This is a genomic window from Nocardia sp. CDC160, from assembly GCF_035818795.1.
In the GTDB taxonomy this organism is placed as follows: domain Bacteria; phylum Actinomycetota; class Actinomycetes; order Mycobacteriales; family Mycobacteriaceae; genus Nocardia.
In genome coordinates this window covers 250,246-268,930 of the sequence record NZ_JAYKYT010000008.1, presented here as the reverse complement: position 1 = coordinate 268,930, position 18,685 = coordinate 250,246, and the positions used below count along the sequence as shown (strand labels likewise).

Genomic DNA, 18,685 nt, shown 5'->3' with positions numbered 1-18,685 from the left:
GCAATCGGCAATCGGTTCAGCCCGGCGGGCGGAGGGCGGCGAATTCGTCGGTGACGCGGATTTCGGAGTCGGTGAAGCGGTAGACGGCGGCGGGGCGGCCACCGGTGCGGCCGGGGGAGGCGGTGGCGCCGGTGGGGGTGATCACCTTGCGGCGGGACAGGACTCGCTGCAGGTTCGTGGTGTCCACCTCGTATCCGAGTGCCGCGCAATAGATTTCGCGCAGGGTCGACATGGTGAACGTGTCGGGGGCCAGGCCGAAGGCGATGTTGGTGTAGGAAAGCTTGGCGGCCAGGCGGTTTCGGGCGTGGCGGGCCACCGTGCCGTGGTCGAAGGACATGTCCGGCAGGGCCGATACCGGATGCCAGCGGGTGTCGTGGGGGAGGACCGGCTCGGCGGTCATGGGGACCAAACCCAAATAGGCCGAGGCGATTCGGCGGTCGCCGGGGACTCGGTTCGGGTCGCTGAAGACCCAGACCTGTTCCAGATGCGTCAGCTCACGAACATCGACCTTCTCGGCGAGCTGCCGCGCGGCCGAGGTATCGAGATCCTCGTCGTCGCGCAGGCGGCCGCCGGGCAGTGACCAGGTGCCCTTGGCGGGGTCCAGCGCGCGCTCCCAGAGCAGCACCGCCAATTCGGTGTGCCAGCCGGGCGGACAGCGGTCGGAAACGGCAATCCCACCCACGCTAGGGCTCTCACCTGCACGGATGGTGTCGGGGAAGCGACGAACCTGGAACACCGCGGTGAGCGTTTCGTGGATGGTGCTACGATGGGCCACGTTTTCGATTCTAAGTCGAAAACCGGTTGGATGCGAATCGGCGAAGTTGCCGGGCGCATGAGAGAAGGAGCCATGCCATGGCTGCAGCACTAGGCGCGACGATGACGCTGACCGAGCGCATCGCGGACGGGCCGTCGGGATTCACCGGAGTCGAGGCCACCCCCGAGTGGGCCGCGGAGATCAAGCGACTGGCGCGCGAGCGCAATGCCACCATCCTGGCGCACAACTACCAGCTCCCGGAGATCCAGGACATCGCCGACCACGTGGGCGACTCCCTGGCGCTGTCCCGGATCGCGGCCGAGGCTCCCGAGGACACCATCGTGTTCTGCGGCGTGCACTTCATGGCCGAGACCGCCAAGATCCTGAGCCCGGAGAAGACCGTGCTCATTCCCGACCAGCGCGCGGGCTGCTCGCTGGCCGACTCCATCACCGCCGACGAGTTGCGCGCGTGGAAGGCCGAGCACCCGGGCGCGCTGGTGGTCTCCTACGTCAACACCACCGCGGCGGTGAAGGCGCTCACCGACATCTGCTGCACCTCGTCCAATGCCGTCGACGTGGTCGCCTCCATCGACCCGGACCGCGAGGTGCTGTTCCTGCCGGACCAGTTCCTGGGCGCACACGTCAAGCGTGTGACCGGCCGCGAGAACATGCACATCTGGATGGGCGAGTGCCACGTGCACGCGGGCATCAATGGCGACGAGCTCAACGAGCAGGCCCGCACCCACCCCGACGCCGAGCTCTTCGTGCACCCCGAATGCGGTTGCGCCACTTCGGCTCTCTACCTGGCGGGCGCGGGCGAGTTCCCGGCCGAGCGGGTGCACATCCTGTCCACCGGCGGCATGATCGACGCCGCGAAGGCCGCCGCGGCGCGAAGCGCCAAAAATGGCTCAGCCAATCAGGTCCTGGTCGCCACCGAGGTCGGCATGCTGCACCAGCTGCGAAAGGCCGCCCCCGGCATCGACTTCCAGGCCGTGAACGACCGCGCCTCCTGCAAGTACATGAAGATGATCACTCCCGCCGCCCTGCTCCGCTGCCTGGTGGAGAACCGCGACGAGGTCCACGTCGATCCCGAAACCGCCGCCCTGGCCCGCAATTCGGTCCAGCGCATGATCGAGATCGGCAACCCGGGCGGAGGCGAATAGCCATGGCCCCGCTCGCCCCGGCGGCCGATACCGCCGCCGGGCCGGGGACGCACCCGAGGCACACGGTCGGCTCTCGGCAGCGGCCGAGAACGAATCTCGTTGGTGGGCAGGTGAAGAGCGAGGCCGCCGACGACGGCGTCTGCTCGGATCGTCGAGTAGCCGTGGCGGATTGCCAAGTGGCCGTATCGGATCTCCGAGTAGCCAGGGTCGGCGCTGGTCGTCGAGCCGCTGGGGGGCAATGGGGGAGGGATGAGCAATGGTGAACACATCGATTTCCATCACTTGGGAAGCCGAGGCCGATCTGGTGGTCGTAGGTGGTGGCGTGGCGGGTCTGACCGCCGCCCGCACCGCCTCGCGACAGGGCCTGCGGGTGCTGACCCTCAGCAAGGGCGGGCCCAACGACACTTCCACCCAGTACGCGCAGGGCGGGATCGCCGTCGTTGCGCCGCACGGGGATTCGGTGGAATCCCACGTGCACGACACGGTGGTGGCCGGAGCCGGGCTGTGTGACGAGGACGCGGTGCGATCCATCGTCGAGGGCGGCCAGCACGCGGTCGCGGTGCTGACCGATCTCGGCGCGGTCTTCGACCTCGGTCGCGACGGCGAGGTCTCGCGCACCCGCGAGGGCGGTCACAGCACCCGCCGGATCATTCACGCGGGCGGCGACGCCACCGGCGCGGAGGTCCAGCGTGCGCTGAACGCGGCCGGAATGCCGGTCATGTTCGGGGCCGCGGTGCTCGACGTCGTCACCGGGCCCGAAGGTGTTCGTGGCGTTATCGCGGTGTCGGACAAGGGATTCGGCATCGTGCACGCACCCGCCGTGCTGCTCGCGACCGGTGGCCTCGGCCAGCTGTACGCGTGCAGCACCAATCCCGCCGGAGCTACCACGGACGGTATCGCCCTGGCGTTGCGCGCCGGGGCGCTGGTCTCGGATCTCGAATTCGTGCAGTTCCACCCGACGGTCCTGTTCACTCCGGGAGGGCTGGGCCGTCGCCCGCTGATCAGCGAGGCCGTGCGCGGCGAGGGGGCGATACTGGTGGACACCGAAGGCAATTCGGTGACCGCGGGCGTGCACCCGCGCGGCGACCTGGCTCCGCGCGATGTCGTCTCGCGTGCCATCGCGGCTCGCATGGCCGAGCTCGGCACCGACCACGTCTATCTCGACGCCCGCTCGATCGACGGCTTCCCCCAACGGTTTCCGACCATTACCGCGTCGTGCCTGGCGGCGGGCATCGATCCGACAATCGATCTGATCCCGGTCGCCCCCGCCGCCCACTTCCAGTGCGGCGGCATCCTCACCGACACCCATGGTCGCACTGCGGTTCCCGGCCTGTACGCCGCCGGTGAGGTGGCGCGCACCGGATTGCACGGTGCCAACCGCCTGGCGTCGAACAGTCTCCTCGAGGGCCTGGTCGTCGGCGAGCGTGCGGGCGTGGCCGCCACCGAACGTCGGGGGATGTCCGCCCCGATCACCGAGGTGGGCCCCCTCCGCTTCCCCCGCGCCGACCGGAAACTCCTCCAGGAGTTGATGACCGAATGTGCCGGAGTGGTCCGCGACGGCGACGGCCTGCGCGAAGCGATCCTCCGCATGGTCGGCCTGATCTCCGACAATGCCGCGCCCGACATCACCGTCGAATGGGCGCTGGACCGCTCCGGAAACGCTCCGGGCGATCCGGTCGACGGCGTTGACCACGTGCGGGTGGATCACGCCGCCGCGCAATCGGATTCGGCAGCTGCCATCATCCGTGAGCTGGAGGATTCGGCGCTGACCCTCACCGCGCGGGCGTTGCTGCTCGCGGCGGCGGCGCGGACCGAGAGCCGGGGGTGCCATACACGATCGGACTACCCGGAGCCGCAAGAGGAATCGCGGCGCAGCACGGCCGTGCGCCTGGGGTCCGACGGGCGACCGAAGCTGATCACGGACGATCTCGTGCCCGCGGTGCCGTGGGGGCGGGTCATCGTCTCCGCCGCCTCATGACCACCGTCGATAGCGCACGCGGTGGGCGTGGTGCGCGCGCAAGACAAGTCATCGAAGAAGGAGTGCAGGCATGAGCCTCGACGCTGGGCTGGATCGCGACGAGGTGGTCGCGTTGATTCGTACCGCGCTGGATGAGGATCTGCGGTATGGGCCGGATGTCACCACCGTGGCCACGGTGCCAGAGGATGCGGTGGCCAAGGCGGACATGGCTTCTCGGCAACCGGGGACGGTGGCCGGGTTGGATGTCGGGTTGCTGGTGCTGGACGAGGTGCTGGGTGCTGGCAATTACGAGGTGACCGCGCGGGTGGCCGACGGGACCCGGGTGCAGCCCGGGGACAAGGTGCTGAGCCTGGTCGCGCCGACGCGCGGGCTGCTCACGGCCGAGCGGACCATGTTGAATCTGGTGTGTCATCTGTCCGGGATCGCCACCGCCACTTCGCAGTGGGCGGATGCGATTGCCGGGACGAATTGCCGGGTTCGCGACAGTCGCAAGACACTTCCGGGCCTGCGCGCCCTGCAGAAGTACGCGGTGCGGGTCGGCGGCGGGGTGAATCATCGCATGGGTCTCGGCGATGCCGCGTTGATCAAGGACAACCATGTGGTGGCGGCGGGCTCGGTGGTTGCCGCGCTGCGTGCCGTGCGGGAGCTGAATCCGACGATCGAGTGCGAGGTCGAGGTGGACAGCCTCGAACAGCTCGACGCGGTGCTCGCCGAGGACGTGGAACTGGTGCTGCTGGACAACTTCCCGCTGTGGGCCACGCAGGCGGCGGTGCAGCGCCGAAATACTCGCTCGCCGCGCACGAAACTCGAATCCTCGGGCGGTCTTTCGCTGGATCAGGCGGCCGATTACGCGCGTACGGGCGTGGATTATCTAGCCGTCGGCGCGCTCACCCATTCGGTCCGAGTACTGGATCTCGGACTAGATATGTGAAATGCGTAATCTGCTCGATTCGTCCCCGGCGTGCCACTCGGCCGGGGACGAATGCGCTGTTCAGCGGCGATACACAGGCGGATCGACCAGCCAGCCGATGCCGCCGCATCCCGTGCACAGGATGACCGACCCGTTCGCGGAATACCCTGCGGCCCCGGTGCCTTCGCACCAGGCGCAGTAACGCCAGCCCCGATTGGGGTGGACGGTGTCGAGCAGAATATTGAGGAACCCTTGAAGAGCCATGCAGAGTGAATCCCCTCGCTAGGCATTCAAACGTCCCAAGAATGCGCGCCGCGACGGGCCACTGTCCAGCAAAAGCCAGAGGGCTTTACACACCGAATTCGTGCGGGTCCAAGCGCAATACCTGACAAGCCTCGCGAATCACCGTGACCGCGTGTGCGTCGAGTTCGCCCTCGATTCGCCCGACGATCAATCCGATGCGCACCACCGCCCGCGCGTGCTCGGGTTGCTCGGTGGCCTTGGCGATCTGCGCCATCACGTAGGCGTGCCCGAAGGCCGGGTCCATGATGAGCCGAGCGCAATTGTCCTCGAACAGGTTTCGCAGATCGTCGGCGGATTGACGGCCGAGCACCTCGTGCGCGCCGACCATTTGCGCGACCCGCATGCGCGCCGCCGGATCGATGCGGCCGTCGATGGCCGACAGCACCGCGCACATGCCGAGCGCGGCGTCGCGGAAGGACTCTCCCCACAGGTCGTTTCGCGGCTCCGGTCTGGGCGGGCGGCCCGTCGAATCGGTGTGCGGGGAGGCGGGGGAGACCAGCCGATTCGAGAACGCCATGACAAAACTCCGTAGAACTTCCGGACCCATGACTCCCCGTGTCCCAGCCCGGACTGTGCGAACCAACGCAATCGACAGTAACAGTCGGCCGCTCGGTAGGCTCGCAGAAAAATCCTGGCACTCAGCTGAGAAGCGGGTCCCACGGCGTGGCGTTCACGCGGTGAGTTCGCGCTCCAGCGGGGTTCGGAAGCGGGGGACGGGGCGGATATCGCCGTAGAAGGCGCGCAGGCGTTCGGCCTCGGCCGCGATCGCTTTCTCCGCGTCGGAACCCGCGTCTTCGAGCAGCCGCCAGACGATTTCGCCGTCCGAACGCTGCGCCCAGCCGCCGACGATGCGGCCGTTCCACCAGACCGTGGGGCCGACATTGCCGTTGCGGTCGAACAGGGCGGGCTGATGGGGGCCCAGATACCAGTCGCGGGACTGCCAGCCCATCGGCGTCGGGTCGAGGGCCGGGAGCAGGGCGGCCCAGGGTTCGGGTGGCGGTGTCGGATCCAGATCGTCGGCGAGGACCAGGCCGGTCTCACCGCCCAGATCCACCTCGACGGTGTCCACGTGCGTCAGCGCCTTGCGCACTTCGCCCAGCGTCCATCCGGTCCACCATTTGATATCGCTCACCGGTGCGGGGCCGAAGGCGCGCAACCACTTCCGCACCAGCTCGGCCCGGGCCGTTTCGACCGGCATGGCCGCGATGCCGTCCGGCAGCCAGGATTCGATGGGCGCCCAGGTGTATTGGCTGCTGCCCCAGCTCCCATTGGGTCGCCCGCGCACGATGCGGCCCTCGCAGCCGAGCGTCACCAGCACCCAGGTGGTGATGTTGGTCGGCTTCGAATACGGCTTGCCCGGCGCGGTGTCGACCTGGGTGCGCAGGCGCGGCACGTCCTTGCTCAGTTGCGCGCCCGTCGCGCTGCCCCGGGCCAGCAGCGCCGCGTGGGTCGCCGCCTCGACCTCGTTCCACCACGTGGTGACGTTCCCGTCGATCACCCCGGCCTGCTCGAGATAGCGCGAATAGGTCCGGCGCTGCTTGTGCGCCAAGGCATCCGCGGTGGACGCCTGCAGGACCGGCACCAGGTCGACCGGTGCGACGAACATGGTGCGTCGCATGGCCAGCATGCGCAGCAGCGTCCGATCGTCGTAGAGCGCCTTCTCGACGTACCCGGGTTCGATCGCGATCCCGCGCGCGGCGACCGACAGGTACACCGTCGCCGGATCGGTGGCGTGCAGCACCACCAGGGAACGCACGATGTCGTCGACCACATCGCTGCGGGTCGCCGCGGCCAGTCGATGCCTGGTTCCCAGGCGAGCCCGCCGCTCGGCGACGTCCATCGAACGCATGGTCGAATCCTAGCGGCCCGCAACCCGATCCGGTTGCACCTGATGCAAGTTTCGGCGTGGGTGCGCGGGCGAACCGCGTCCACGTGCGACGATGCCGGTTGTGGGTCGATGGCCGGGGTTGCGGGTGATCGGCGCGGTGGCCGGAATGCTCGCCGCGACGATGGTTGCGGCCCCGCAGGTTTCGAGCACCCCGACCGACGGGGTGTCCATGCGGCCCGTGAGCCTGACCGTGGACGGGGAGACCGCCACCGGGCGCGTGTACGAACCCGACGGCGGGGCACGGGGATTGATCGTGGCGGTGCACGGCCACGACGGCAGCGCCAGCGACTTCCCCGAATACATGACCTCGCTCGTGCGCCAGACCGGCGCGGCCCTGGTCAGCATGGATCAGCGCTCCGACGACGGCGTGTGGCGCACGGGCGAATGGAACGTGTGGGCCGGATGGCGCGACACCGTGGCCGCCACCCAGTGGTATCGCGCCGAGCATCCCGGTATCGGTCCGACCGTGCTGTGGGGTTGGAGCCAGGGCGGCGTGACCAGCGGCCTGGCCGCCGCCTATGCCCCGCCCGGCACCTACGACTACTGGGTCGACACCTTCGGCCACGCCGAGGACATCAGCGCGTGGCTGCTGTCCAATCTGCCCGGCAAATCCCTTCGGCCCGAAATCGAACGGGACGCGGGGGGTTGCAATCCGCTCACCTGCCCGCAGTCCTACATCGATCGGTCGCCCGCCTTCCAGGCCAGTCGTATCGCGGTGAAGCAGGCGATCCTGTTGCACGGCACTGCGGATGCGTTGGTGCCGTACGCGAGCTCGCTGGAAATGCGGGCCGCGCTCACCGCCACCGGCAAACCGACCTCGCTGTACACGGTGATCAGCGGCCGGGACCTGGAGGGCCACATCGTTCCGGGCGAGCACGGCATCAATCCGGTCTTCTTCGAATCCGGCTGTGCGGTCGAGCGTCTCCTGCTCGGCACCGAACCGCTCGGCGCCCACGACTACCTCATCGACATCGCCGCGGGCATCGACACCGCCCCACCCGCCCCGCTGAACGCCAAGTGCGCGGCCTGATTCGTCACCAGGGCACGGCTCCGTTGTCGTCGAAGAATTCGCCGGTCGGCCCGTCGTCGGGCAGGGTCGCGAGGTGAATCGCGATGGCCGCGCCCTGTTGTGGGGTGCGGACGCCCTGGAAGCCGTTGAGGTCGGTCGCGGTGTATCCGGGGCAGCCGCAGTTGATCAGGATGTTGGTGTCTTTCAGCTCTTTCGCGTACTGGATGGTGACGGCGTTGAGGAAGGTCTTCGACGCCGAGTACGCGGCGGAAATCGGCCCCATGTCGAGGCCGGGCGTGGTTTGCAGGGAGAGCGAGCCGACGCTGCTGGAGACATTGACGATACGCGGTGAGGCCGAGGCGCGCAGCATCGGCAGCATCGCGTTGGTGACGCGGATGACGCCGATCACGTTGGTTTCCACGGCGGCTCGCACGGTCGCCGGATCGACGGTGGTCGGGGTCTGCGGCATGCCGCCGGTGATCGCGGCATTGTTGACCAGAACATCGAGGCCCCCGGCCTGATCGGAAATCAATTCCGCTGCCGCGGCCACACTTTCGTCATCGGTCACATCGAGCGGGACAGCGAACGCGTCGACGCCCGCCGCGCGCAACTTCTCCACCGCGAGGTCGCGGCGCTGCCGATCCCGCGCGCCCACCCCGATGCGCCAGCCCAGCGCGCCCAGCCCGGCGGCGATCTCGTATCCGATTCCTTTGTTCGCGCCGGTCACCAGCGCGATCGTCCGTTCACTCATAGCGCCGATCCTGCTGCGGCCGCGGGTGCGGCGTCCAAGACCGATCCGGTGGGCGGCGATACCGCACGGGTATTGGTCATGGTCATCGCCGGATACCATGGCCCGGTGGAGACGCGGGAGATGCGATATTTCGTCGCCGTCGCCGAGGAGTTGCACTTCGGCCGCGCGGCAGAGCGGCTCTCGATGGCCCAACCACCGCTGTCGCGAGCGATCCAGCAGCTGGAACGACGGCTGGGAGTTGCTTTGCTGCACCGCGGTTCTCGCGCGATCACCTTGACCGAGGCCGGATCGGTCCTGCTGCGCGAGGCCCGCCTCGCCCTCGAAGCGGTCGAGGCCGCGGAGCGCCGCACCCGCCGAGCCGCCGCCGACCACCCCGGCATAGTGCTGGCCACGAAGGCCGGAGCCTCCAGCGAACTGCTGTCGAAGCTCCTGCACGCCTACGCCGCCGAACCGAACGCCGTGCCGGTCGAAGTGATCCTGTCCGGTCCCGGCGAACAGGAGGGTCTCCTGCGCGACGGCCGCGCCGACGTCGCCCTCCTCCACCGCCCCTTCGACACCACGACCGGATTCGCCACCGTGGACCTCCACACCGAACACCAGGTCCTGGTCCTCCCCGCAGGCCACCCCCTCGCCACCCGCCCTCACCTCACGATGGCCGAAGTCCGTGGCCTGACAGACCTCCCCCTCCCACGCTGGCCTCGACGGGATGGGACCTACCCGGACGGTCCCGGCCCGCAGGTCCGCGACCACACCCAGTTGACCCAACTGATCGCCCTCGGCCGAACCTGCGCGATCATGCCCGAATCCGTCCGATCCCACCTACGCGACAGCCACGCCATCGTCCCGGTATCGGACGCCCCGCCGGTCACAACGGTCATAGCCTGGCCACCCCACAGCAAATCCAATCCCGTAGCCGACCTGGTGCGGACCGCGACCCGCCTCTGACCCCCACCGCGCAGCGAAAGGCCAACGGACCGTTGCGGATCGGCCTTGCCTTGGAGTGCACTCCAAGTCTTAGCGTCGGGGCCATGACCACGAACCAGACGAAGACATGGATCATCACGGGCGCGAGTTCGGGCCTGGGCCTGGCACTCGCCGAGGCGGCACTCGCGGCGGGCGAGCAGGTGGTCGGCACCGCGCGACGGGCCGACCGGTTCAACGATCTGAAGGCGCGCTACGGAGATCGGCTCCTCGCTGTCGAGCACGATGTGCGCGACACGGCGGGAGCAGCCGCGGTCGTGCAGCAGGCGCTGGAGGTGTTCGGCCGCGTCGACGTGCTGGTCAACAATGCCGGTGCCGGACAGGTCGGTGCCGCCGAAGAGATCACCGACGCCGAGCTCCGATCCATGCTCGAACAACACCTGTTCGGCCCGGCCGCCTACGTCCGTGCCGTCCTGCCCCACCTGCGGGAGCGACGCTTGGGCGCGATCGTGCAAATGAGCAGCCAGGGCGGCCGAATGTCCTTCCCCGCAGTCGGCAGCTATTCGGCAGGCAAATTCGCGCTAGAGGGCTGGTCGGAGGCCCTAGCAGGCGAGGTCGCCCCCTTCGGCATCCGAGTCCTCATAGTCGAGCCCAGCCGCTTCCGCACCGCCTTCAACGCCCCCGACGTACTCCAAACCGCACAGCAGAACTCAACCTACGACGAGGTCATCGGCGCCGTACGCACAAACCTGTCCGAAGCCAACGGCACCCAGGAAGGCGACCCAACCCGCGCCGCCCAAATAATCCGCCAAATACTCGACACCCCCGAAGCGCCCCTACGCCTCCCCCTCGGCGCCGAAGCAGTCCGCAACCTCACCCGCACCTACCGCACCGCCCTCGCCGACGTCGAGAAGTGGGCGTCAGTCAGCGAGTCCGCAGACTTCCCAGGCATGGCACCCGCCGTGCGCGCGTTCTGATCGCTCTACGCAGTCGGCCATGGCCCCTGGACCAAATGGGGTCATGGGGTTCTGGTGGGGCGGAAGCGCGTGGGGGTTCGTGTACTCCTCGCGAGTGTGGGCTAGCCAGCCGAGGGTGCGGGGAGGCGGCCGCCCAATCGGATCCGTTCGGAAATTGCTCGCGCATGCCGAATGCTGGTGCAGTTCCGGAGGCGCGCGGGTAGGCGAACGGGGCTTGTCGATCGGGTGAACGGTTGCGGCAGTGCGACATTCTTCATAACAAGGGTCAAGATCATCGTGGAACCATCCGCAGCGTGTACGAATCTGAACAGTCGTGGCGTGATGTGGACCGGTATGTCATCGAGGAGTTGGTAGCCGAGGACGATGCTCTTTCCGCGGCCCGTGAGACCTCCCGTGCTGCCGGACTGCCCGATCACGAGGTTGCTCCGAACCAGGCCAAGCTGCTGGCGTTGATTTGCCAGATGACCGGTGCGCGCCGGGTGTTGGAGTTCGGAACGCTCGGGGGATACAGCACCATCTGGTTCGCTCGTGCCGTGGGCGCCACTGGGCATGTCACCACGCTCGAGGTGGACGAGCAGTACGCCGAAGTAGCTCGGGCCAACTTCGAGCGGGCGGGGGTCGCCGACCGCATCAACCTGGTGCTGGGCTCGGCGACCGAGACCGTAGAAGCTCTCATCGCTGCCGGTGAGGAGCCCTACGATGTCGTGTTCATCGACGCGGACAAGCCGAACAATCCGGCGTATCTCGGTGCTGCACTGCGTCTTTCGAAATCCGGCACTGTGATCATCGGTGACAACATCGTGCGCAACGGCGCGGTGACCGACCCGCACAGCGACGACCCGCGAGTGCACGGCAGCCGCGCGCTGATCGAGGCCATGGGCAGCGATCCACGATTGAATGCCACCGCGCTACAGACCGTGGGCGTGAAGGGCTGGGACGGTTTCGCGCTGGCGGTGGTGACCTAATTCGCGGTAACGAGTGTCCGGCGGCTGCACAGCTGCCGCCGGACGGTTCTGCTTGGATTTCGAACGCACTGATCTGCCGCGATCCGGTCGTTCCGCCGACCCTGCACCACTGCCGACGGAACGCCCTCTCTTGCCGATTTCAGCGCCTTCCCTGGACGACGATCGAACGCGCTTGTCGTGAGCCTGTTCGTCCCGGTGAGAACCGGTCAGCAGAATGACCAGCGAAGTCATTCGCGTCAGGGACCAGATCGGAGCCGCAATGAGCATGTACTTCGAAACAGAAGACACTGACCTGTGGAACCCAGGAAACTGGACCGGAAGGATGTTCGTCTCGATGGCCGAGTGCATCAGCCAGAGCTTGCAGACGCCGACCGGGCTCCACGTGCGGGAGCTGGACCCGGACACTGTCGACGTCGACGCCGCTCAGTTCCGAGCATTCACTGAAGCACTGCGGAACGCCTACGTGACAACAGGAAACTCCACATACCGCAGCCTCATCGATGGCGTCTTGGCGGTCGCTATCGTCATCGCCGATCGTGCTGGTGTTCCAGTAGATATCCATCCTATGGAGCAATGGGGAATGGACGATCGCGTCGAGGAGCGCGCCCGATCCATGAACTTCTGAGTTCACGAACACCGCACTCTCCTGCCGATTTTCTCGCGTTCTGCGGCGACTGGCCTTGGTGGCAAATCGCCTTCGATAGCATCCGACGAGAGCGAAATATGAAAGCCATGGGTTCTGTCCCTGAGCAATTCAAATGATGGTCGTCCGTCTCGACTGCGTCACAACTGCCGATTCACGATGAGTGCACATGGCGAGATGTCATGGCTCAAACGGGTTGTCACCCGGGTTCGCTGATGCACGACACCACGGTGCGGAAACCGGCGAAGCATTCGTGCTCGTGAGATGGTTTGGGCATGAGCCGGACCACCTTCGTGAACGTCGACGGCCGTGGTTTCTGGGCCTTGGATGATGCTCTCGGCGCGTGGCTCGCCTACCTGGTCGAACAGATGGTCAGCAGCGATCGAGTACCCGACGCGTGGCTTGCCGCGATAGCCGCGGACTGGCGTGTCGCTGCAGCCATCACGGACCTCGGCGTCAGCTTGACATTCGAGACCGAGCGGCAGCGTGGATGGATCAGCGAGTATGCCCACGCTGCGCGTGCTGCTGCCATTGCCGTCGGTGATGTTGCCGAGGAACGGTTACGGCGGTGGATGATCCTGCCTGATATGGCTGTCTCACAAGGATTTTCGCGAACCAAGGGCGGGATAGGCCTAAATCGGATCCTCGAAGTCGCCGATGGTTTCATCGCATTGGTGGACGGCCGGTTCCAGTCCGATCCACCGTCCGGCTGGTGGTTCCTTGGGGCGGGTAACGGGATGCAGGTTATCGAGCGCCGTGCCGATTGTGCGGACCATTAGAGCGGGCTCGATAAAGGCTGGTAAGGACCCTCATCTACTTCTGGACGGATGGCGAACGGGAACGCGCGTTCTGATCGCCGTACGGGGGCACCGGTCGAATGGTGGTCATCTGGTTCCGGCAAACAGCATCGACCCGGCGGGGTCGAACATGGCGGATTCGTTGGGTGGGATAGTCGCGACCACTGTCTCGCCGCAGGACTGGTCCGAGTAGAACCGCACTGACTTGTCGGTTGCGTTGAGCGCGTAGATGACTCCTCCGATGCCCTCGAGGGTATGGCACACGCCGTCGGCGGGGTCGATGGCCGAGTGATCACGGCCATCGGCCGACTTGTAGAACACCATTCCCGACGCGGCCTGAGCGGTACCGGTCAGCGCTACGATCAGCGCGGTCGACGCCGCGACAGACATGCAGATAACAGGGACTCGACGTACACACATGATTGTCCTCATCGACTGTACCGACAATGAATTCCATTGAGTAACAGTCTTTCCGGACCAGAACCCCCCGTCCATTTCGCATCGGTGATGTTTCTCGTAACCAGTTCCGATGTAACTAGTGTTGGGTCTCTAGGACCCGCCCGCCGATCTCAATCCACCCTTCGGCGAGCGGGCGGGTGGTGATCTGGGAGCCGCGGCCTTGCCGGATGGAGAGGGGGCGGTTCAGGGTGGCGGTCAAGAGGATTGCTGCGGCTCCGGTGGCTTCATCCTCGTCGATGCCGTCGCCTCGGCCAGGGAACGCGCGGGCGCGGATCTGGCCAGCTGGCTCGTTGTGCCAAGCCCACGCGTAGACCCAATCGCCCTGCGGCGGAACCTCGAGGGCGTCCACTTCTTGGGCCGAACCGAATTGTTTCAGTACCCGGGGTGGTGCCCAGTCCGATTGTGCTGCGATCCAGGTGAATTCACCGTCATGGCGAGCACGGACACGACCGGCGCGGGTGGTGAGCTCCGGGGTGGCGAGCAGCGACGCGGCACCGACACACGGGTGCCCGGCGAACGGCAATCGCGTCGATGGGGTCCAAATGTCGATGACACCGGCGATCTCGTCGTCGATGAACACCGTTTCGGAGAATCCCAGGGCGCGCGCCAGATTCAGTCGGTCGACATCGTCGGTGACCGCCGCACCATCGCGAACCACCCCGAGCTCATTCCCGAACTCTCCATCAGGCCCGCAGAACACACGCACAACCTCGTAGTCGATCACCGCACCAGTCAACCAAACCGCGCTCTTATCTGTCGCTTCCCGCACGGAGGATGCGGACAGCGCAAGCTCTACCTGTGCACGGGCATGTGGATAGTGTTGTGCCCCATGGAATCCGAACGGGCTGAATATGTCGCGAGGCTGCCTCGGAAGCGGATGGGGGCAGGGGCGCTGTTCGTCGATGCGCTGGGTCGCGTGTTGCTGGTTGAACCTACCTACAAGGATTATTGGGAACTGCCGGGCGGGGTTGTGGAGGCCGGTGAGTCGCCGGGGGCCGCCGTTGTGAGGGAGGTTCGGGAAGAGCTGGGTCTCCGTGTGCCTCTCGGGCGCCTATTGACGGTCGACTGGGTCTCACCGGGCCGGTATGCCGACGACGGTTTGATGCTGATCTTCGATGGCGGCGAATTGGAAACCGCTCAGGTGGCGGCAATCGTTCTTCAATCCGAAGAACTCCGCAGCTGGGCGTTTTGCGATGAGACCGAGGCTGCCACACGGCTGCCGGATGGTATGGCTCGACGCGTCGCGGCGGCGGTACAGGCTCGCGTCGAGGGCCGCACGGTCTATTTGGAAGATGGGCTAGCAGTGAGGTGACTTCAGAGTGCCATATCGAACCGTTGCCGATGGGCCGATTCGTGCACAAATCGCTGTTGGAGGGCAGGTTTCTGTCAATTCGGGCGTCGTTGTGCAGGTTTTGGCCCATGATCAACTTTGGGTGGGTGGTCAGGATGACGTCAGGGCTCGGATCGCTTGCTCGATTGCGAGTGGGTCGAGGTTCGGGAGGATGACGTCTGCTGCCGCTAGCTCATTGGCGGGGGTGCCGCCTGCGGCGACGGCGATTATCCGTGCGCCGCCTCGGTGTGCGGTTTCGATATCGCCGGGGCTGTCGCCGACGAGAACTGTGTTGTGCCAATCGAATTCGCCGCGTTGGTCGGCGGCCCGCGTTTGGGCGATCCGGACAAGGGCGGGGCGGTTTCGGTCGTCGTCGCCGTAGGCGCCGGTGTCGAGGTCGAGATGCTGTTGCAGTCCGAAGGTTTCGAGCTTGGTGTGGGTGACGCGGCGGGTGTTGCCGGTGAGCACCGATTGCCGGATTTCAGGCAGCCCTGCGAGGTGGGTGAGGGTTTGTTCGGCGCCGGGCATGGCTCGGCCCTGGTCGCGAAGTTGCTCTCGGCGTTCGTCGTAGGCCGTTGCGAGGGCGTCGGCGAACAGGGTGAATGGCGGTGGATGTGCTATGCCGTGTAGTTCCGCTGTAGCCGCGTAGATGTCGGGTTCGGTGCGGCCGGTGATGTGCGGCATTCGCTCTAGTACGCGGCCGGTGACCCGTTCGAACGCGGCGGCAAATGCTGCGCGGCCGACGCCACGCGTCTCGATCAGCGTATGGTCCACGTCCCACAGGACGAGGACAGCGCTGTCTCCGACCGTGAATCCCATGCGAATCGTTCACCTCCGGTCCTACTGTGACTCATATGGCCAGAGCGCCTCGGTCCAACGACGATATCGGCGCGCGGGTGCGTGTGCATCGGGAGCGGTCTGGGAAGTCACAAGCGGTCATCGCGGGTCTCGCCGGAATCAGCGAGGACTATCTCGGGCAGATCGAACGCGGCCGGAAAACACCCAGCGCCGGTGTGATTCAGGCGCTTGCCGCCGCGCTGCGGGTTCCTGCGGGCATTCTGCTAGGCGACTCGGCCACGGACACCGCCGCGCCCGTGCTGCGTGGCGGCGACCGTCTGGCCCTGGCACTCATGTCCGGCGGCGGCGAACCGGTTGACGTGGCCGCACTTGTCAGCCGTACGGAATCGGCATGGAACACCTGGCAGCACAGCGGTCACCGGTATACCGAGGTGCTTCCGATCCTGCCGCAGCTCATCCGAGACACCGAGGCGACCCTGCGCCGAGACCGTCATGGAGCCGACCGGCGCCGAGTAGCGGCGGTTGCCAGCGAGCTCTATTGGCTGCTGCGTACCGTGACTCGTCGAGTCGGTCGATCGGACCTGTCGTACTTGGTGGCCGATCGCGGTGTCCGGGCAGCCGAGGACGCCGATGATCCGATCGGGCTCGCGGTCGCCCGCTGGAATCTCGGGCATGTGCTGCTGATCTCGAACGAGTACGACGCCGCAATCGAACTCGCCACCGATGCCGCCGCGACCGTCCTCGCCGATGTCGGGGCGACGACCGCGGCAGTCGCGATGACCGGTGCCCTCGAACTCGTGGCGGCCATGGCCGAGGCGCGTGCCGGTCGCCTGTGGGAAGCCCGCGATCGACTGCACAAGGTTCATCCGACAGCGAACCGACTCCGGGGCGCGGGCAATGTCGGGCACACCATGTTCGGTGCGCTCAACGTCGGGTTGTACGCAATCGCCGTCGAACTGCAGGCCGGGGACGCGATCGAGGCGCTCCGGATCACCGAAACCCTCGATATGACCGAATGTCCTTCTGTCGAACGGCGATTCACCTGCGCCCTCGATCTGGCCCGTGCCTACGAACTGCGCCGTCAGGAAACCGGAGTGCTTCTGCACCTTCTTGATGCCGAACAGTCCGCGCCCGAGGACCTGCAATACAACCCCGCCGCCCACGACATGATCCGTCGCCTCGTGCAGGGAACACGCTCACCAACCCGGTCGCAGGCGGCACGCCTGGCCGATCGGCTCGGCATCCCCGTCTGACACGGTCCGACGGGTAACCCGGTCTCCGAGACCGGGTTACCTCCCCGTCCACGGCATACCTTCTGAGCCATGGCACTGACCCGAGCGGAAGCCAAAGTTCTACGAGTGCTGGCTGATTCGAGCGATGAATGCTCGCCTACCGTTCGCGAGCTGAGTCGCGCGACAGAGTTGCCGGAGGCATCGATCCGGCGAGCGCTGATGCGGCTCGAACGATCCGGACTCGCGGTAGTCACGCCGCAGAGCCCAGCACGTTGGCGACGCACCGAACGCGGACGGCAAGCGCTCCACCGTCCCGTCTACGCCAACTGGCGGTGACGCCAATGACTGACGGCGAGCGACGGCTCGGCCCGTTGCCCAAGAACCCCGGCCGCGAAGGCGGGCCAGCCGGATTCTGGTACACCGAGGCCGGAATAATTCCAATCGGCGACGACGGATTCCCCATCATCGATTTTGAGGATTTGGACTCCAGGAATCGACCGAATCGTTGCTGTCGGAGCGATACTCGGGCCTGCAACGTCGAGTCGGTGGAGACCTAGTGGGGTGATGGGGTTCTGGTGGGGCGGAAACGCATGGGGGGTTCGGTGTACTCCTCCAAGGTGTGGGCGATCCAGCCGAGGGTGCGGGCGACGGCGAAGATTGTTTCGCCTGCGTCGGGGCGCATATCGAAGGCGTGCATGAGGACTGCGAGGGCCAGGTCGATGTTCGGTAGGGCGACCAGGGGAGTGGCGAGGTGGGATTTCAGGGTGTCGATGGCGGTCAGGGCGGGGGTGGCCGCTGGAATTGTGCGCAGCGCGGCGAGTAGGAGGTCGGCGCGCGGGTCGGTGTGCTGGTAGATCAGGTGGCCGAAGCCGGGGAGGGGGCCGCCCAGGCGTAGGCGCTCGGAGACCGCTCCGACCGGGTCGGTGAGGGCGTCGGCCAAGAATCGGTAGGCGAGAGTGCTTGCGCCGCCGTGGTATTGGCTGTCTAGGGCGCCGAGGGCGGCCGCCACCGTGCCGTAGGGGTGGACGCGGGCGCTGGCGGCTACTCGGGCGGCGACGGTGGAGACGGCTAGGCCGTGGTCGGCCAGGAGGGTGAGGGTGGTGTCGAGGAGGGGGATATTCGGGGGGTGGGGGGTGAGGGCGGGCCAGAGGCGTTCGGCGAGGGTGCCCGACGTTGGGAGTTCGGCGAGGGTGTCCGATGCGGGGAGTTCGGGTGTGAGAGCGTCCAATTCGACGGCGACGAGGATTCCGGCCGTTCGTAGTACGCCTTCGGGGGACAGGTCGAAACGCAATCGGTCGGTTGCGCCCGCCACCGCCACGGCGACTCGCAGGCGGTCGGAGAGGCGGGTCTGTTCGGGTAGGGCGGCGACTGCGGCGCGGGTGGCCGCGAGAATTTCTGGGGGCGCGGTGAATTGGGTTGATGGGGGCGAGAGTTCGCCTGTCCATAGGAGATTCGCGACGGATTCGACCCGGTGGGCCGCCACCAGGTCGGCGACGTTGTGGCCGCGGTAGTAGAGCTCGTCTCGGTCGAGGAGGGAGATTTCGGTGGTGATGTCGTCGAGCGTGCCGCGGGGGGCCGAGCCGGGGCGGCGGCCGCGGGCGAGGCGGGAGACCTCGTCCTCGCGGAAGAGGCTGCCGCGGCGGTCGGAGGTGGGGAGCTTGGTCAGCAATCCGCGGCTGACGTAGGCGTAGACCGTGGCGGGCTTGATGTCGAGGCGGTCGGCGACCTCGGCGGTGGTGAGGTAACGTGCGTCACTTTCGTCGGCCATGAGCTGCGCCTTCGGTGGTCATGTTGACTGGATCAATAT

21 protein-coding genes are annotated in these 18,685 nt (G+C 66.8%); 12 read left to right on the top strand and 9 right to left on the bottom strand.

The window, feature by feature from the left end:
- Positions 1–16 precede the first annotated feature (16 nt).
- Entirely contained in the window at positions 17–775 is a 759-nt protein-coding gene (locus tag VMT40_RS35635; RefSeq protein ID WP_326363990.1) for an NUDIX hydrolase, read from the bottom strand.
- Positions 776–852: 77 nt separating this feature from the next.
- Here VMT40_RS35635 and nadA point away from each other — a divergent pair, with 77 nt between their 5' ends.
- The 3 genes from nadA to nadC all read left to right on the top strand — a co-directional run bounded on the left by nadA (position 853) and on the right by nadC (position 4,826).
- The gene (nadA, locus tag VMT40_RS35630) at positions 853–1,917 is read left to right on the top strand and encodes a quinolinate synthase NadA (RefSeq protein WP_326363988.1); all 1,065 of its coding nucleotides are present in this window, start codon (positions 853–855) and stop codon (positions 1,915–1,917) included.
- A gap of 256 nt (positions 1,918–2,173) precedes the next feature.
- Positions 2,174–3,895: an L-aspartate oxidase gene (locus VMT40_RS35625; RefSeq protein ID WP_326363986.1), complete on the top strand. Its 1,722-nt coding sequence runs from the start codon at positions 2,174–2,176 to the stop codon at positions 3,893–3,895.
- 70 nt (positions 3,896–3,965) lie between these two features.
- A complete protein-coding gene (nadC, locus tag VMT40_RS35620; protein WP_326363984.1) occupies positions 3,966–4,826 on the top strand; it encodes a carboxylating nicotinate-nucleotide diphosphorylase in 861 nt (286 codons plus the stop codon).
- 60 nt (positions 4,827–4,886) lie between these two features.
- Here nadC and VMT40_RS35615 read toward each other — a convergent pair whose 3' ends face one another.
- The 3 genes from VMT40_RS35615 to VMT40_RS35605 form a co-directional block, all read right to left on the bottom strand.
- Complete coding sequence (locus tag VMT40_RS35615; RefSeq protein ID WP_326363982.1) at positions 4,887–5,069, bottom strand: hypothetical protein; 183 nt, start codon at positions 5,067–5,069, stop codon at positions 4,887–4,889.
- A gap of 85 nt (positions 5,070–5,154) precedes the next feature.
- Complete coding sequence (locus tag VMT40_RS35610; RefSeq protein WP_326363981.1) at positions 5,155–5,625, bottom strand: tellurite resistance TerB family protein; 471 nt, start codon at positions 5,623–5,625, stop codon at positions 5,155–5,157.
- A gap of 153 nt (positions 5,626–5,778) precedes the next feature.
- Positions 5,779–6,957 (bottom strand): winged helix DNA-binding domain-containing protein, encoded by a 1,179-nt coding sequence (locus tag VMT40_RS35605; RefSeq protein ID WP_326363979.1) that lies wholly within the window; start codon positions 6,955–6,957, stop codon positions 5,779–5,781.
- A 100-nt stretch (positions 6,958–7,057) separates the two neighbouring features.
- On the opposite strand from VMT40_RS35605, the gene VMT40_RS35600 reads away from it, so the two are divergent.
- Positions 7,058–8,026 carry an alpha/beta hydrolase family protein gene (locus VMT40_RS35600; protein ID WP_326363977.1) on the top strand — a complete coding sequence of 323 codons (969 nt, stop codon included), beginning with the start codon at positions 7,058–7,060 and terminating at the stop codon, positions 8,024–8,026.
- Positions 8,027–8,030: 4 nt separating this feature from the next.
- On the opposite strand, the gene VMT40_RS35595 is transcribed toward VMT40_RS35600, so the two are convergent.
- Positions 8,031–8,756, bottom strand: a complete 726-nt coding sequence (locus VMT40_RS35595; RefSeq protein ID WP_326363976.1) for an SDR family oxidoreductase — start codon at positions 8,754–8,756, stop codon at positions 8,031–8,033.
- A gap of 105 nt (positions 8,757–8,861) precedes the next feature.
- On the opposite strand from VMT40_RS35595, the gene VMT40_RS35590 reads away from it, so the two are divergent.
- The 5 genes from VMT40_RS35590 to VMT40_RS35570 all read left to right on the top strand — a co-directional run bounded on the left by VMT40_RS35590 (position 8,862) and on the right by VMT40_RS35570 (position 13,041).
- Positions 8,862–9,701, top strand: coding sequence for a LysR family transcriptional regulator (locus VMT40_RS35590; RefSeq protein WP_326363974.1), 840 nt, complete (start codon positions 8,862–8,864; stop codon positions 9,699–9,701).
- 83 nt (positions 9,702–9,784) lie between these two features.
- Complete coding sequence (locus tag VMT40_RS35585) at positions 9,785–10,654, top strand: SDR family NAD(P)-dependent oxidoreductase (RefSeq protein WP_326363971.1); 870 nt, start codon at positions 9,785–9,787, stop codon at positions 10,652–10,654.
- Between the two features lie 293 nt (positions 10,655–10,947).
- Positions 10,948–11,619 (top strand): O-methyltransferase, encoded by a 672-nt coding sequence (locus tag VMT40_RS35580; RefSeq protein ID WP_326363970.1) that lies wholly within the window; start codon positions 10,948–10,950, stop codon positions 11,617–11,619.
- 214 nt (positions 11,620–11,833) lie between these two features.
- On the top strand, positions 11,834–12,244 hold the full coding sequence (locus tag VMT40_RS35575) for a DUF6086 family protein (protein WP_326363968.1): 411 nt from the start codon (positions 11,834–11,836) through the stop codon (positions 12,242–12,244).
- A gap of 293 nt (positions 12,245–12,537) precedes the next feature.
- Entirely contained in the window at positions 12,538–13,041 is a 504-nt protein-coding gene (locus tag VMT40_RS35570; protein ID WP_326363967.1) for a hypothetical protein, read from the top strand.
- A gap of 105 nt (positions 13,042–13,146) precedes the next feature.
- Here the strand turns inward: VMT40_RS35570 and VMT40_RS35565 are convergent, their stop codons facing one another.
- Together VMT40_RS35565 and VMT40_RS35560 are read right to left on the bottom strand one after the other, a co-directional pair.
- Complete coding sequence (locus VMT40_RS35565; protein WP_326363966.1) at positions 13,147–13,449, bottom strand: hypothetical protein; 303 nt, start codon at positions 13,447–13,449, stop codon at positions 13,147–13,149.
- A 145-nt stretch (positions 13,450–13,594) separates the two neighbouring features.
- A complete protein-coding gene (locus VMT40_RS35560) occupies positions 13,595–14,218 on the bottom strand; it encodes a PhzF family phenazine biosynthesis protein (protein WP_326364037.1) in 624 nt (207 codons plus the stop codon).
- A gap of 129 nt (positions 14,219–14,347) precedes the next feature.
- On the opposite strand from VMT40_RS35560, the gene VMT40_RS35555 reads away from it, so the two are divergent.
- Positions 14,348–14,830, top strand: coding sequence for an NUDIX domain-containing protein (locus VMT40_RS35555; protein WP_326363964.1), 483 nt, complete (start codon positions 14,348–14,350; stop codon positions 14,828–14,830).
- Between the two features lie 129 nt (positions 14,831–14,959).
- Here VMT40_RS35555 and VMT40_RS35550 read toward each other — a convergent pair whose 3' ends face one another.
- Positions 14,960–15,667, bottom strand: coding sequence for an HAD family hydrolase (locus VMT40_RS35550; protein ID WP_326363962.1), 708 nt, complete (start codon positions 15,665–15,667; stop codon positions 14,960–14,962).
- Positions 15,668–15,702: 35 nt separating this feature from the next.
- Here VMT40_RS35550 and VMT40_RS35545 point away from each other — a divergent pair, with 35 nt between their 5' ends.
- Positions 15,703–16,899 carry a helix-turn-helix domain-containing protein gene (locus VMT40_RS35545; protein ID WP_326363961.1) on the top strand — a complete coding sequence of 399 codons (1,197 nt, stop codon included), beginning with the start codon at positions 15,703–15,705 and terminating at the stop codon, positions 16,897–16,899.
- Between the two features lie 69 nt (positions 16,900–16,968).
- The gene (locus VMT40_RS39465) at positions 16,969–17,214 is read left to right on the top strand and encodes a MarR family transcriptional regulator (protein ID WP_442790110.1); all 246 of its coding nucleotides are present in this window, start codon (positions 16,969–16,971) and stop codon (positions 17,212–17,214) included.
- Positions 17,215–17,431: 217 nt separating this feature from the next.
- Here VMT40_RS39465 and VMT40_RS35540 read toward each other — a convergent pair whose 3' ends face one another.
- The gene (locus tag VMT40_RS35540) at positions 17,432–18,646 is read right to left on the bottom strand and encodes a citrate synthase (protein ID WP_326363960.1); all 1,215 of its coding nucleotides are present in this window, start codon (positions 18,644–18,646) and stop codon (positions 17,432–17,434) included.
- Positions 18,647–18,685: the final 39 nt, after the last annotated feature.

What these genes read in the sequence shown, in the direction of transcription:
- nadA (WP_326363988.1), top strand. Translation starts at nt 853, where the DNA reads ATGGCTGCAGCACTAGGCGCGACGATGACGCTGACCGAGCGCATCGCG.
- VMT40_RS35625 (WP_326363986.1), top strand. Translation starts at nt 2,174, where the DNA reads ATGGTGAACACATCGATTTCCATCACTTGGGAAGCCGAGGCCGATCTG.
- nadC (WP_326363984.1), top strand. Translation starts at nt 3,966, where the DNA reads ATGAGCCTCGACGCTGGGCTGGATCGCGACGAGGTGGTCGCGTTGATT.
- VMT40_RS35615 (WP_326363982.1), bottom strand. Translation starts at nt 5,069, where the DNA reads ATGGCTCTTCAAGGGTTCCTCAATATTCTGCTCGACACCGTCCACCCC.
- VMT40_RS35610 (WP_326363981.1), bottom strand. Translation starts at nt 5,625, where the DNA reads ATGGCGTTCTCGAATCGGCTGGTCTCCCCCGCCTCCCCGCACACCGAT.
- VMT40_RS35605 (WP_326363979.1), bottom strand. Translation starts at nt 6,957, where the DNA reads ATGCGTTCGATGGACGTCGCCGAGCGGCGGGCTCGCCTGGGAACCAGG.
- VMT40_RS35595 (WP_326363976.1), bottom strand. Translation starts at nt 8,756, where the DNA reads ATGAGTGAACGGACGATCGCGCTGGTGACCGGCGCGAACAAAGGAATC.
- VMT40_RS35585 (WP_326363971.1), top strand. Translation starts at nt 9,785, where the DNA reads ATGACCACGAACCAGACGAAGACATGGATCATCACGGGCGCGAGTTCG.
- VMT40_RS35575 (WP_326363968.1), top strand. Translation starts at nt 11,834, where the DNA reads ATGACCAGCGAAGTCATTCGCGTCAGGGACCAGATCGGAGCCGCAATG.
- VMT40_RS35570 (WP_326363967.1), top strand. Translation starts at nt 12,538, where the DNA reads ATGAGCCGGACCACCTTCGTGAACGTCGACGGCCGTGGTTTCTGGGCC.
- VMT40_RS35565 (WP_326363966.1), bottom strand. Translation starts at nt 13,449, where the DNA reads ATGTCTGTCGCGGCGTCGACCGCGCTGATCGTAGCGCTGACCGGTACC.
- VMT40_RS35555 (WP_326363964.1), top strand. Translation starts at nt 14,348, where the DNA reads ATGGAATCCGAACGGGCTGAATATGTCGCGAGGCTGCCTCGGAAGCGG.
- VMT40_RS35550 (WP_326363962.1), bottom strand. Translation starts at nt 15,667, where the DNA reads ATGGGATTCACGGTCGGAGACAGCGCTGTCCTCGTCCTGTGGGACGTG.
- VMT40_RS35545 (WP_326363961.1), top strand. Translation starts at nt 15,703, where the DNA reads ATGGCCAGAGCGCCTCGGTCCAACGACGATATCGGCGCGCGGGTGCGT.
- VMT40_RS39465 (WP_442790110.1), top strand. Translation starts at nt 16,969, where the DNA reads ATGGCACTGACCCGAGCGGAAGCCAAAGTTCTACGAGTGCTGGCTGAT.
- VMT40_RS35540 (WP_326363960.1), bottom strand. Translation starts at nt 18,646, where the DNA reads ATGGCCGACGAAAGTGACGCACGTTACCTCACCACCGCCGAGGTCGCC.